Source organism: Rahnella laticis (genome assembly GCF_015644585.1).
Classification (GTDB): Bacteria; Pseudomonadota; Gammaproteobacteria; order Enterobacterales; family Enterobacteriaceae; genus Rahnella; species Rahnella laticis.
Window position 1 is genome coordinate 65,931 of record NZ_JADOBI010000010.1, and the last position, 13,708, is coordinate 79,638.

Genomic DNA, 13,708 nt, shown 5'->3' on the forward strand with positions numbered 1-13,708 from the left:
ACAAAATGCCAATGGTTAAACCTAAGTCGCAAAAAGTCAGATTACTGGTGACGCACCTTTTGCTGCTGTGCTTTCTGGCGCTGATCCTGTTCCCGCTGCTGATGGTATTCGCCATCTCGCTGCGCCCGGGTAACTTTGCAACCGGCAGCCTGATCCCCGATCAGGTCTCGTGGGATCACTGGAAACTGGCGCTGGGGATTGCAGTCACCAACAGCGACGGCAGCATTACGCCGCCGCCGTTCCCGGTGATGCTGTGGTTGTGGAACTCGATCAAGATCGCCGGGATCACCGCCGTCGGGATCGTGGCGCTTTCAACGACGTGCGCCTACGCCTTTGCCCGCATGAAATTCCGTGGCAAAAGTTCGCTGCTTAAAGGGATGCTGATCTTCCAGATGTTCCCGGCGGTGCTGTCGCTGGTGGCGTTATACGCCCTCTTCGACCGCCTCGGCATTTACGTGCCGTTCCTCGGGCTGAACACCCACGGCGGCGTCATTTTTGCGTACATGGGCGGCATCGCATTGCACGTCTGGACCATCAAAGGGTATTTCGAAACCATCGACGGCTCGCTGGAAGAAGCCGCCGCGCTCGACGGTGCCAGCCCGTGGCAAGCCTTCCGGCTGGTACTTTTGCCGCTGTCCGTCCCGATTCTGGCGGTGGTCTTTATTTTGTCGTTCATCGCCGCAATTACCGAAGTGCCGGTGGCATCGCTGTTACTGCGTGACGTGAACAGCTACACCCTGGCGGTGGGAATGCAGCAATATCTCAACCCGCAAAACTACCTGTGGGGCGACTTCGCGGCTGCCGCAATTCTGTCGGCAATCCCGATTACAGCGGTGTTCCTGATAGCACAACGCTGGCTGGTCGGCGGCCTGACGGCAGGCGGTGTGAAAGGTTAACTGTTTTAAAATCTAATGCGCTTTCCTCCAAAATAATTCGAGGTGCAGAAAGGCGGCAAGTGAGTGAATCCCGATGAGCTGACAATAAGTCAGTGATTCGGGTAAGCGAGTGCAGCCAACGCATCTGCAATTCGAAGTATGAAGGAGGGTTTGATTTCCCTGTGTCTTCAGCGGCTTAATAGGCCGCTTTTTTTTGTCTGAAAATTCATGGCTTACAGGGTGCTGAGGCGGGCGGCGATATCGCGCATGGCATTTCGCGCCGTCTGGCTGATTCCGCCAAGCTGGCAAGAAGCTCTTATCAAACGTACAATCAAAACCCTAAAATAGCCCTTTCCAAAAAAATTGCTTTTAACGGGACTCATTGTGAATAAACAGCAGCTTGCGGCAAAAATCTGGGAATCCGCCAACCAGATGCGTTCTAAAATTGAAGCCAACGAATACAAAGATTACATACTCGGCTTTATCTTCTACAAGTACCTAAGCGACCAACTGGTGCAGTTTGTCATCAGACAAGGTATGACCTCCGAAGACATCAAAGCCCTCAATGAAGATGACGCCGACAACGTTAAATACGTGCAAGACAATCTGGGTTACTTTATTTCTTACAACAATCTGTTTTCTACATGGGTTGATCCAACATCCGAATTTGATGAATCTAACGTGCGAGATGCGCTCTCGGCCTTTAGCCGTTTGATTTCGCCAACCTACAAAAAACTGTTTGAAGGCATTTTTACCACATTAGAAACAGGTTTGAGCAAGCTGGGGGAAAGTGCGGGCAAACGCACCAAAGCCATCAGCGACTTGCTACACCTGATCAAAAGCATTCCCATGAATGGGAATCAAGGGTATGACGTACTGGGCTACATTTACGAATACCTGCTTGAGAAATTTGCAGCCAATGCGGGTAAAAAAGCCGGTGAGTTTTACACGCCTCATGAAGTCTCGGTACTCATGTCGAACATCATCGCCCACGAGTTAAAACACAAAGATACCATCAAAATTTACGACCCTACCTCCGGCTCTGGTTCGTTGCTGATCAATATCGGTGAAGCGTTCGAAAAATACGCTAAAAGCAAAGACAGCATCACTTATTACGCACAAGAGTTAAAAGCCAACACCTACAACCTGACCCGTATGAACCTCATCATGCGCGGTATCAAAGCCAGCAACATTAAAACCCGTAATGGCGACACTCTGGAAGAAGATTGGCCGTATTTTGATGACAGCGATCCTCAGGGTTCATACTACGCCTTACATGTCGATGCCGTGGTGTCCAACCCACCTTACTCACAAAACTGGGACCCCAGCTTTAAGGGCAGCGATCCACGCTATTCACGTTTTGGCCTGGCACCTAAAACCAAAGCCGATTTTGCTTTTTTACTGCATGATCTCTACCACCTAAAACCCGATGGCATTATGGCTATCGTACTGCCCCATGGTGTCTTGTTCCGTGGCGGAGAAGAGGGGCAAATTCGGAAGCAACTCATTGAGCAGAATCACATTGATACTGTTATCGGTTTACCGGCCAATATCTTTTTTGGCACCGGCATTCCCACCGTGATTTTGGTCCTCAAGCAAAAACGTCAAAACACCGATGTATTAGTGGTCGATGCCTCCAAGCACTTTATGAAAGAAGGCAAAAACAACAAACTGCAAGCCAGTGATATCAAGCGTATTACCGATGCGGTGATTAACCGCGAAAGTATCGACAAGTTCTCGCGGCTGGTGAGCAAACAAACCCTGGTCGACAACGGCTACAATCTCAATATACCGCGCTATGTGGATTCATCTGCAGCGGCACAAAGCTGGGATTTACACGCCACCATGCTGGGCGGTATCCCCAACAGCGAAATTGCCGAGTTAGACAATTTTTGGCAAGCTTTCCCGCCATTGCACGACACTCTGTTTACGCCAAAATCCGCCGCTTACAGTGAGCTGGCTATTGCCAAACAAGACGTTAACGCAAGCATCAGTGGGCACCCGCAAGTGTTAACGTTTATCAATGCCTACAACCAGGCCTTTAATGGCTTTGATGACCACCTAAACTCCCAATTAATACAAAACTGGCAAAGCGTAAAGCGTAACCAACAAGAGTCGGCATTGAGTGCCGAGCTATTTACTCGCTTAGCCCCCATTACCTTAATCGACAAATATCAAGCCTATCAATTTCTAAACAATCAATGGCAAATCATCAATGCCGATTTAGAAATGATGCAAACCGAAGGCTTTGCCGCCACCAGACAAGTTGATCCTAATATCGTCATCAAGAAGAAAGACGGCAAAGACACCGAAGTACAAGACGGCTGGAAAGGCCACATATTGCCCTTCGATTTAGTGCAACAAACTTACTTAAATGATGACTTACAAGCCCTGGCAGCTAAAGAAACCCGCCTGGCAGAAATCGCCTTCACGCTGGAAGAAATTCTAGAATCCCTGGCCGAAGAAGAAAAAGAGCAAGATACGGTCAAAGAAAGCCAAGACGGCTTTGCCAATGCCGAAGTTGGTAAGGCGGCCAAAGTCTTCCTGAAAGAACAAAAAGACAGCAAAGTTAAATTTGCTGAAGAAAGCTATGAAGCCAAAATCATTCGTGCGAGCAAATTAATCGATGAAGAAAAGGCCCTGAAAAAAACGGTCAAAGATGCCGCCACTGCCCTGCACTTAAAAACCAAAACAACCATCGAAGCATTAAACGATGAGCAAGTGAACAACCTGCTGAACTTTAAATGGATTGCGCCATTAAGCACCGAACTCGCCACCATGCCAAACGCCGTGATTAGCCAACTTACCAGCCAGGTACAAGCCCTTGCTGATAAATACGCCGTCACCTATTCGCAAGTGGCCAATGAGATCAAAACCACCGAGCAAGAACTGGCGGAGATGATGGGCGAGCTCACAGGTAATGAATTTGATTTACAGGGCTTGGCAGAACTCACCAACTTATTGAAGGGCGAATAATAAGATGAGTACGGATAATAAGATGAGTACGGATAATAAGGTGCCAGAGATTCGCTCTAAAGGTTTTAGTGGAGAGTGGGCAGAGGAAATTCTTGGAGATGTAGCTGAAATCAAAACAGGCCCCTTTGGTAGTACATTACATGCTAAAGCATACGTAGAAGATGGACATGCCATTATAACAACTGAGCATTTTAAGTCAGGTGAACTTCCTGTTGATAAAAAAAATATTCCACAGGTCAGTGAAGATGATTATTTAAGGCTTAAAGCATACCTGCTTAAAGTTGGTGATATTGTATTTTCTCGTGTTGGTTCTGTTGATATAAATGCACTCGTAACAAACAAGCAGGAAGGATGGTTGTTTTCTGGGCGAGTATTACGAGTTCGATCTGGGAAAATTATTGATAGCGAATATTTGCATCATGAATTATCAACTTCGCGTGTAAAAAAGAGTGTGGTATCTAGGGCTGTTGGTCAAACCATGCCGTCGATCAATACAGAGATATTGAAGATCACACCCATTCATTTTCCTTTAGACACAACAGAACAAACCACCATCGGCAACTACTTCCAAAAGATAGACGCGCTGATCAATCAACACCAACAAAAGCATGACAACCTCAGTAACATTAAAAAAGCCATGCTAGAAAAAATGTTCCCCAAACAAGGCGAAACCATTCCAGAAATCCGCTTTAAAGGGTTTAGTGGGGAGTGGAAAAACCTAACTTTGGGTGATCTTGGTTCTGTCGCCATGAATAAAAGAATTTTTAAGCATCAAACGACCATAAGCGGCGAGATTCCATTCTTTAAAATAGGTACTTTTGGAAAGCAAGCTGATGCTTTTATTAGTAAAAACCTATTTGATGAATATAAAGCAAAATACCCATATCCAGTCGCAGGAGACCTTCTACTATCGGCTTCTGGAAGTATTGGTCGCGTTGTTGAATACAAAGGAGAAGAGCAATACTTTCAGGACTCAAATATTGTTTGGCTAAAACATGATGGAAAGATAGACAATGCTTTCTTGAAGGTTTTTTATTCTATGGTTAAATGGAGTGGGCTAGAAGGCAGCACTATCCAACGACTCTACAACAAAAACATCTTAGACACCGAAATTAGTACACCTGAAAGACAAGAACAAACAGCCATCGGCAACTACTTCCAAAAACTCGACAACCTGATAAACCAACACCAACAACAAATCACCAAACTCAATAACATCAAGCAGGCCTGCTTAAGTAAAATGTTTGTCTAACAGGGAGCGCCATCATGATCACCTTTAAAACCGAAGCGCAATTTGAGCAGGCCTTTATTGAAGTGTTGACCCATAAGGGCTGGGAAACCGAGATACTCAAAAATAAAACCGAAGCGGATTTACTGCAAAATTGGGCAAATATTTTGTTTGAAAACAATCGCCAGCGGGATCGCTTAAACGATGTTCCGCTTACCGCGACTGAAATGCAGCAAATTATTGAGCAAATCAAAGAGCTTAAAACCCCGCTCAAGCTCAATGGTTTAATTAATGGTAAAACCGTGGCCATTAAGCGCGATAACCCAGCCGATAACTTGCATATGGGCAAAGAAGTCAGCCTAAAAATATACGATCGCCAAGAAATCGCCGCAGGCCAAAGCCGTTACCAAATTGTGCAGCAACCCAAATTTGAACGCGGCAGCCCTTTGCGCAACGACAGACGCGGGGATGTGCTGCTACTGATTAACGGTATGCCGGTGATCCATGTAGAGCTGAAGCGCAGTGGTATTCCGGTTAGCCAGGCAGTAAACCAAATTGAAAAATACAGCAAAGAGGGTGTATTTAGCGGCCTGTTTTCTCTCATTCAGGTGTTTGTGGCCATGGAGCCCAATGAAGCCAAATACTTTGCCAACCCCGGGCTAGACGGCAAGTTTAATTCCGACTATCAATTTAACTGGGCCGATTTTAATAACGAGCCCATGAACCACTGGAAAGACATTGCCTCTACCTTGCTTTCTATCCCTATGGCGCACCAGTTGATTGGCTTTTATACCGTCGCCGACGATACCGACGGCGTACTTAAGGTCATGCGCAGTTATCAGTATTACGCCGCCAATGCGATATCTGACAAAGTGGCCAAAACCAACTGGCAGCAACTGGGTAGCGCGGCCAATAATCCCGATCGCCTCGGGGGTTATGTGTGGCATACCACGGGTTCGGGTAAAACCATGACCAGCTTTAAATCGGCGCAGTTGATCGCACAATCCAAAGATGCCGATAAAGTGATTTTTTTAATGGATCGCATCGAGCTAGGTACGCAATCTCTCCTCGAGTATCAAGGTTTCGCTGACGATAGAGATTCCGTACAAGCCACAGAAAATACTCACGTACTCATTACCAAATTAAAAAGCACCGCCCCCGCCGATACGTTAATTGTTAGCTCTATTCAAAAAATGAGTAATATTTTTGAAGCGGTGGACGATGAAGGCACGGCCACAAACTCTGCGGATATTGAAAAAATTCGCGCTAAGCGTTTGGTGTTTATTGTCGATGAGGCACACCGCTCTACCTTTGGCGATATGCTGATTATCATTAAACATACCTTTCCGCGCGCCTTATTTTTTGGTTTTACCGGTACGCCCATTCAAGAAGAAAACGAAAAAAACGGCAATACCACCAGTACCGTATTTGGCAACGAGCTGCACCGCTATAGCATTGCCGATGGTATACGCGATGGCAACGTACTCGGTTTTGACCCTTACAAAGTGCCTACTTTTAGAGACAGTGACCTAAGACAAGCGGTGGCGTTAGAACAAGCCAAAGCCAACACGGTGATGGAGGCCATGGATAACCCGGCCAAAAAGAAAAAGTTTAACCACTTTATGAAAGATGTACCTATGGCTGGTCATAAAGACGGCACAGGCAAGTACCACAAAGGCATTGAAGACCATGTGCCGAAAAGCCAATATTTAAGCGAAACTCACCAAGCCAAGGTGGTGGAAGATATTCTGCATAAATGGGATGTACTCAGCCAGGGCAATAAATTCCACGCTATTTTTGCCACTAACAGCATTGCCGAAGCCATTGACTATTACCGTCATTTAAAAGCTGCGAAACCTGAACTTAAAGTATCAGCCCTGTTTGACCCGAACATTGATAACGATGGCAGCGGTGACCGTGGCCCCACCTTTAAAGGTGATGGTCTGGACGAGATTATGGACGACTACAATAAGCGTTACGGCCAGGATTTTGATTTTGCCCGCCATGCGGCCTTCAAAAAAGATTTGGCGGCACGCCTTGCCCATAAAAAGCCCTACGAGCGCATTCATACCGAGCCTTCAAAGCAATTAGATTTACTGATCGTGGTGGATCAAATGCTTACGGGCTTTGACTCTAAATGGCTTAATACCTTGTATTTAGACAAGGTGATTAGATACCAAAACATTATTCAGGCGTTCTCACGCACCAATCGCTTATTTGGCCCGGACAAACCTCACGGTATCATTCGTTATTACCGCTACCCACACACCATGGAGCAGCATATCAATGACGCGGTAAAACTCTATTCCGGCGACAGACCTATCGGCTTATTTGTTGATAGGTTAGAAAGCAATCTAAAAGCCATGAATGAATTAGTCGTAGAAATTACCGAGCTGTTTGTCAGTACGGGTGTTGAGAACTTTGAAAAGCTGCCAGACGATATAGAAGCCTGTGCTCAATTCGCCAAATTATTTAACACCTTTAGCCAGCATCTGGAAGCGGCTAAAGTACAAGGTTTGCATTGGGAAGAGTTGGTATATTCCTTTACTGAGAATGATGTAGAACATGAGGTAACGCTGGCTATAGATGAACAAACTTACCTGAGCCTGGTCCTGCGCTATAAAGAGTTGGTCGGTAAAAGTGATGGCGGTGGCGAAGGTGGCGACGATGTGCCTTTTGATATCAGTGGTTATTTAACTGAAATAGATACCGGCAAAATCGATGCCGACTATATGAACAGCCGCTTTGATAAATTTTTAAAAGAGCTGAACCAACACCAGGACGCTGCGAGCATTGAAATCACATTAAATGAGCTACACAAGTCGTTTGCATCGCTCACCCAAAACGAGCAAAAGTACGCCAAACTCTTCTTGCACGACTTGCAGCGCGGCGATGCGCAGTTAATTGAAGGCCATACTTTCAGAGACTACATCAACACCTACAAAGATAACGCTGAAAATGCACAATTAAACGCAGTTGTTAATGCTCTTGGTTTAGATAAAGGACTGCTCGTGGCATTAATGTCTGATAGTGTTAAGGATAAGAATCTCAATGACTTTGGTCGCTTCGACGCGTTAAAAGATTCGGTAGATAAAGTGAAAGCCAAGATCTATTTCGAAAAACAAGACGGCGTAACCATCCCTCTGTTTAAACTGAATGTTCGTATTGAACAGTTTTTAAAACAGTTTATTTTTGCACAAACAGATGATTTCTTAAGCGACAGTGATGTTGTCGGCTTACCAGGTGAAATATTGGAATAACTCTCAGCGTGGGGGGTTATCAAAATGGCAATCTGGTGTTCACTCTTTGCAACTACCGATCTATTAGTTAATGGTGGCCGTTAAAGCGGCCGCCAGGCTCAATAATAAAACGACTCATCGCCAGTTCTGGATCGTCATACTCCATTTTTTCGATGCCGACTGGATCGCAATTTAAATCACTTTATGCACCGCGTCATTTGTCGGCAACACCTTATGCTTCTTTATTTACCTTGGATAAACTGAATCAACTTATCGATTCCACAACGCCTTATGTATTTTACCTGTCTGGTGATAATCAGACACCAGATCGATAAACTCTTTAAAATCCGTATTCTCGACCACCAGGCGGTTGACGGATTGCCAGTCAATACTGGTTCGCTCGCGCGCTGGGATCAGAGTCTGACTATTACCTGGATCTTGCGGGTTAAGCAGGATCACACCGATACCGTGCAATGCACACAGCATCTGCAACTCTCTTTCTACACCACGCTGTTTGTCTTCGTTAATCTCGGTGGCAACCAGATAACCAAAGTGAGCCCAACTGGAATTACTCACTGCCTGGAAGAAACATTCCCGAACATTGCTACGGTTTAGCTGGCGTTTTACTTCAAACGACCACAGGCGGGTTAAACGCCCTTCGCTATACCTTACGCAGTTTTGCACAATGCTATCCCAGCCTTTATCGAGAGGCTGCAATGCAACAATATCAGGATAAAGCCAGTGGTTTGCTCCAAGGCCTTTGTTGTTGCTTGAACGCTTTTCATCGATACGGCGGCAAAGCAGTTCCTCTTCCTCTGAAAGGTACTCAATCAAAAGCGGGTAAAGGGCATGCTCAGTGAAATGCGCTGTTTCTGCCGAAGGCACAGAGGGAACATCAGACAGCGGCTTTTCCAGAACGCTATCTGAAAGTTCACCTCCCCAATAGAATAATCGTGGTCGAGGTTTGTCCCGTGTCATTACTTGTAGGCTTTTGGATTTAGCCCGAGGCAAATCAGCGCCAATCTCAGCCGCTATTTGGCTTAGGAAATCCTCATCACAGGCAAAACGTGTATTTTTTCGTTTTTCAGCCAGCTCATCAGCATATGTTTCGATGATTTTTGTGCCAGTTGGCGAGCTGAGAACTGCTTACCAGGATTAGCCTGCAACACGTTGATAATCATTTGGGGACGACTTGTCATGGCTCCTGCCCTTAAACTTAACCTCATTACTCGGTTAATAACTTAGTTACATGCTCTTTTAAGACCTCATAGTGTAAAACCCTTGATTACCGGAACCAAGCTCACAATTACGATTTTGGTATCTAACACGGATCCACATTGGATTAATGAGTTAGACATTTCCAAAAAACACCATTTTTCCGAGGGTTAGCTTCGCTATTCCGATGTTGAAAAGCATTATTGAGTCGAAAACACCAGTTAGAAGCAGCAGATGATTTTGAGGGAGTTAATAAAAGAAATAATGTATGTAAATACCGAATTCCAGGCATAAAAAAAGCCACCCGTGGGTGACTTGATTTTCATACTATTTGGTGCCGAAGGCCGGAATCGAACCGGCACATCTTTCGATGGTTGATTTTGAATCAACTGCGTCTACCGATTTCGCCACTTCGGCACTGAAAGTAGTATGCGGAAAACGTGGGCATTATACCCAGCCCAGCCGGTCACGCAATAGTTATCCGGCGTTGTTCGGTTTAAGTGTTGAAAAAACAGACATCAGCCGCATGGCGGCGGGATTTTGCTGACAAAAATCTTCCGTTTGTGCTCGTTTTTCCAATGCCGATTTTTAAACTTCGCATTAGTATACAAATCACGAATAGTTTATGGCCTGTTGATGGATACCCGCTTGTTGAAAAAACTCTCCCTTTCGCTCCTCGCGCTGGCTTTTGCCAGTACGCCTTTATGGAGCCACGCGCAGCAAAATGCGCGTCTGGCGTCGCAGGTCGTGGATGACCATGCAGAACACATCTTTTACGGCAGCGGCGCGATGGGAATGGCGCTGGTGGTGGTGGATAACAATCAGCAGGTTTTCCGCAGTTTCGGGGAGACGCGTCCCGGCTCTGACCTGCGTCCGCGTGAAGACTCAGTCGTTCGCATTGCTTCCCTGACCAAGCTGATTACCAGCGAGGTGCTGGTCAAAATGGCGCAGCAGGGCAAAGTCAGCATTAACGATCCGTTGCGTAAATACGCGCCAGCCGGTGCGCGGGTGCCTTCTTACAGCGGCACAAACCCGATTACCCTGCTGAATCTGGCGACGCACACCAGTGGCCTGCCACGTGAGCAGCCGGGCGGTGCGGCGAATCGCGCGGTCTTTACCTGGCCGACAAAAAGCGATCGCTGGAGCTGGCTGAGCGTGGCCAAAATGACCACTCCGCCTGGCGCGCGCGCGTCTTACTCTAACCTGGCCTTTGACCTGCTTTCCGATGCGTTATCCAAAGCCGCCAATCAGCCGTATACGCAACTGTTGCGCGATCAGATAACGCAGCCGTTAGGTATGGTGGATACGACCCTGACGCCGAACGCCAGCCAGTGTTCGCGCCTGATGGAAGGTCTGCGTCCAAGTCCTTGCATTAACACCACTGCGGCCGCGGGCAGCGGTGGCATTTACTCCACGCCTGCCGATATGGGCCGCTGGATGCGTCAGTTCCTCGGGCAGCGCACTACCACAGCTGAAATGGCGCAGAAGATGTATTACAAGCGTACCGATCTGGTCTCGCTGAAAGGGATGGATGTGCCGGGCATGGCGGATTCACTGGGAATGGGTTGGGTAACGATGGCGCCAACGCCGTTGCTGCCGCGCATTATCCAGAAAACCGGTGGCGGTGGTGGCTTTATCACGTATGTCGCGATGGTTCCGCAGCGTGGCGTCGGCGTGTTCGTGGTGGTTACCCGCAGCGAGCTGACCAAGTTCAAAAATATGAGCGATGGCGTGAACGATCTGGTGGCCGATCTGGTGCGCAATAACGAGATCTGATGGCGAGATTAGCCCGGATTGCAGACGTAAAAAAAGCAGGCATTGCCTGCTTTTTGTTTATCCGGATTGTCAGATTTAGCGTTTTTTAAGCAGTAAGAACATGCTGATGACGAAGAATAATCCGCTCGGTAACAATGCGCCAAGGATTGGCGGAATGTTATAAACCAGGCTTAACGGCCCGAAAATCTGGTCGAGTACGTAGAACAGGAAGCCGAAGCAAATACCGGTCACCACACGTACACCCATCGGTACACTGCGCAGCGGCCCAAAGATGAACGAGAGCGCCATCAGCATCATCACGGCAACCGACAGTGGCGAGAAAATCTTGCTCCACATGTTCAGCTGATATCGTTTAGCTTCCTGCCCGCTTTGCTTCAGATACTTCACGTAATTATGCAGTCCGCTTATCGATAACGCGTCCGGGTCGAGTGCCACAACGCCGAGCTTGTCCGGCGTCAGGTTCGTTTTCCACACGCCTGTCAGCGTCTGGGAACCGGTGATTTGCAGATTATCCGTCAGGTCTGATTCATCGACCTGAGAAAGATTCCACACGCCTTTATCGAAGGTGGCTGAAGACGCATAACGCACCGACTGAAGTTTATTCTCTTTATCGAAGTGATAGATGTTGACGCCGGTGAGCTCATTTTCACCCGCAACACGTTCGATATAGATAAAATCGTGACCATCTTTCGCCCAGAGACCGTTCTGGGTGGAAAGCAGCGAACCACCGTACATCTGCTGCGCACGGTAGTTACGCGCCATCTGTTCGCCCTGCGGCGCAACCCATTCGCCGATCGCCATGGTCAGCAACACCAGCGGGATCGCGGTTTTCATCACCGACGCAGCAATCTGCATACGGGTAAAACCGGAAGCCTGCATAACCACCAGTTCACTGCGCGTGGCCAGCGTGCCCAGCCCCAGCAATGCACCGAGCAATGCGGCCATCGGGAAGAAGATTTCGACATCCTTCGGCACGCTCAGCAGGGTGTACAACCCGGCGCCCGCAGCGGAATATCCACCCTGCCCGACTTTACGCAACTGATCGACAAATTTGATGATGCCCGAGAGCGACACCAGCATGAAGAGCGTCATCATGATGGTGTTAAAGATAGTGCGACCAATGTACCGGTCTAATACGCCAAACATCAGGCAGCTCCTCTCAGACGCGCGCGGACCTTACGAACCGGCAAGGTATCCCATGCATTCAGAATCAATGCCAGCCCGAAGTAGAGCAGGTTCGTCCCCCACATCCAGATCATCGGATCCAGCTTACCTTTCGCACCGTTAGAGCGCAGCGAGGTTTGCAGCAGGAAGAAAATCAGGTACAGCAAAATGGCCGGCAGCATACTGAGAACGCGGCCCTGACGCGGGTTCACCACGCTGAGCGGCACCACCAGCAATGCCATGATGAAGACCGAAACAATTAACGTTAAACGCCAGTTCAGCTCTGCGCGGGCATCGGGTTCGGAAGATTGCCAGAGCTGGGTCATCGTCATCTGGTCAGACTCGTTCGGATCAAGCTGAACCGCCTGATGCCCGACAACGGCCAGATAATCGGTGAAGTCTGTAACGCGGAAGTCACGCAGCAGCGCGGTGCCTTCATAGCGCGTGCCTTTGTCGAGCATCACCTGCTGAGAACCGTCCGCACGTTGCAACATATGACCTTTATCTGCCACCACGACGGAAGGCCGCTGGTTGCCGTTCGGGCGTAACTGCGCGAGGAAAACGTTATGGAATTCTTTGCCTTTCACACTGCCGACAAACAGAACCGCATTGCCGTTCTGCGCCTGCTGGAACTGGCCTTCAACCATCGCCGCCATGCTCGGGTTAGCTTTCGCTTCCGCCAGAACCGCGTCCTGATGTTTTGACGACCAGGGGCTCAGCCAGATGGCGTTGATCCCGGCGAAAAATGACGTAAACAGCGCCAAAACCAGCGCTGCGATAACCAGTGAGCGTTTTCCAAGGCCGCACGCATGCATGACGGTAATTTCGCTGTCGGTATATAACCGGCCGAACGTCATCAGCAGACCGAGGAACAGGCTGAGTGGAAGAATAAGCTGCGCCATTTCCGGAATACCTAACCCCAGAAGTGACAGAACTAAATTTGTTGGGATATCGCCATCGACCGCTGCTCCAAGCACTCTGACCAGCTTCTGACAGAAGAAGATAAGAAGTAAAATGAACAGAATGGCAAATTGGCTCTTGAAGGTTTCCCTAACCAGATATCTAATGATGATCACGCTTAATACGCCTGTGAAAACTTGTCTTTTTGAAGGAAAATCGCTAGTTTCATCGCTAATCCGTCATTTATTCTCATCATATGGCAACCTTCGCAGCTAAAATAGTATTACAACACCGAGATTTGGGGTGTCCTATAGGAACTTGCTTATAGCCGCCAA

General features: G+C 47.9%; 9 protein-coding genes and 1 tRNA gene. 5 read left to right on the top strand and 5 right to left on the bottom strand.

The window, feature by feature from the left end:
* The first annotated feature begins 5 nt into the window (after nt 1-5).
* The 4 genes from malG to IV433_RS19580 all read left to right on the top strand — a co-directional run bounded on the left by malG (nt 6) and on the right by IV433_RS19580 (nt 8,339).
* Nucleotides 6-896, top strand: a complete 891-nt coding sequence (malG, locus tag IV433_RS19565) for a maltose ABC transporter permease MalG (protein WP_195815614.1) — start codon at nt 6-8, stop codon at nt 894-896.
* Between the two features lie 363 nt (nt 897-1,259).
* Complete coding sequence (locus IV433_RS19570; RefSeq protein ID WP_195815613.1) at nt 1,260-3,851, top strand: type I restriction-modification system subunit M; 2,592 nt, start codon at nt 1,260-1,262, stop codon at nt 3,849-3,851.
* Between the two features lie 22 nt (nt 3,852-3,873).
* Complete coding sequence (locus IV433_RS19575) at nt 3,874-5,103, top strand: restriction endonuclease subunit S (protein ID WP_195815612.1); 1,230 nt, start codon at nt 3,874-3,876, stop codon at nt 5,101-5,103.
* A 14-nt stretch (nt 5,104-5,117) separates the two neighbouring features.
* Entirely contained in the window at nt 5,118-8,339 is a 3,222-nt protein-coding gene (locus IV433_RS19580) for a type I restriction endonuclease subunit R, EcoR124 family (protein WP_195815611.1), read from the top strand.
* Nucleotides 8,340-8,588: 249 nt separating this feature from the next.
* On the opposite strand, the gene IV433_RS19585 is transcribed toward IV433_RS19580, so the two are convergent.
* The 3 genes from IV433_RS19585 to IV433_RS19590 form a co-directional block, all read right to left on the bottom strand.
* Nucleotides 8,589-9,296, bottom strand: a complete 708-nt coding sequence (locus IV433_RS19585; RefSeq protein WP_229893559.1) for a COG2958 family protein — start codon at nt 9,294-9,296, stop codon at nt 8,589-8,591.
* Between the two features lie 62 nt (nt 9,297-9,358).
* A complete protein-coding gene (locus IV433_RS26205) occupies nt 9,359-9,517 on the bottom strand; it encodes a hypothetical protein (protein ID WP_229893561.1) in 159 nt (52 codons plus the stop codon).
* A 348-nt stretch (nt 9,518-9,865) separates the two neighbouring features.
* A tRNA-Leu gene (locus IV433_RS19590) sits at nt 9,866-9,950 on the bottom strand.
* A gap of 219 nt (nt 9,951-10,169) precedes the next feature.
* On the opposite strand from IV433_RS19590, the gene ampH reads away from it, so the two are divergent.
* A complete protein-coding gene (gene ampH / locus IV433_RS19595; RefSeq protein WP_195815610.1) occupies nt 10,170-11,309 on the top strand; it encodes a D-alanyl-D-alanine-carboxypeptidase/endopeptidase AmpH in 1,140 nt (379 codons plus the stop codon).
* Between the two features lie 75 nt (nt 11,310-11,384).
* On the opposite strand, the gene lptG is transcribed toward ampH, so the two are convergent.
* Both lptG and lptF read right to left on the bottom strand, forming a co-directional pair.
* Nucleotides 11,385-12,455, bottom strand: coding sequence for an LPS export ABC transporter permease LptG (gene lptG / locus IV433_RS19600; protein WP_195815609.1), 1,071 nt, complete (start codon nt 12,453-12,455; stop codon nt 11,385-11,387).
* Complete coding sequence (lptF, locus tag IV433_RS19605) at nt 12,455-13,549, bottom strand: LPS export ABC transporter permease LptF (protein ID WP_195815608.1); 1,095 nt, start codon at nt 13,547-13,549, stop codon at nt 12,455-12,457. The genes lptG and lptF overlap by 1 nt, the downstream gene beginning before the upstream one ends.
* Nucleotides 13,550-13,708 lie beyond the last annotated feature (159 nt).

Bases quoted from the DNA above. Each gene is read 5' to 3' on its own strand.
- IV433_RS19585 (WP_229893559.1), bottom strand. From the start codon at position 9,296: ATGACACGGGACAAACCTCGACCACGATTATTCTATTGGGGAGGTGAA.
- IV433_RS19580 (WP_195815611.1), top strand. From the start codon at position 5,118: ATGATCACCTTTAAAACCGAAGCGCAATTTGAGCAGGCCTTTATTGAA.
- IV433_RS26205 (WP_229893561.1), bottom strand. From the start codon at position 9,517: ATGACAAGTCGTCCCCAAATGATTATCAACGTGTTGCAGGCTAATCCT.
- malG (WP_195815614.1), top strand. From the start codon at position 6: ATGCCAATGGTTAAACCTAAGTCGCAAAAAGTCAGATTACTGGTGACG.
- lptG (WP_195815609.1), bottom strand. From the start codon at position 12,455: ATGTTTGGCGTATTAGACCGGTACATTGGTCGCACTATCTTTAACACC.
- IV433_RS19575 (WP_195815612.1), top strand. From the start codon at position 3,874: ATGAGTACGGATAATAAGGTGCCAGAGATTCGCTCTAAAGGTTTTAGT.
- ampH (WP_195815610.1), top strand. From the start codon at position 10,170: ATGGATACCCGCTTGTTGAAAAAACTCTCCCTTTCGCTCCTCGCGCTG.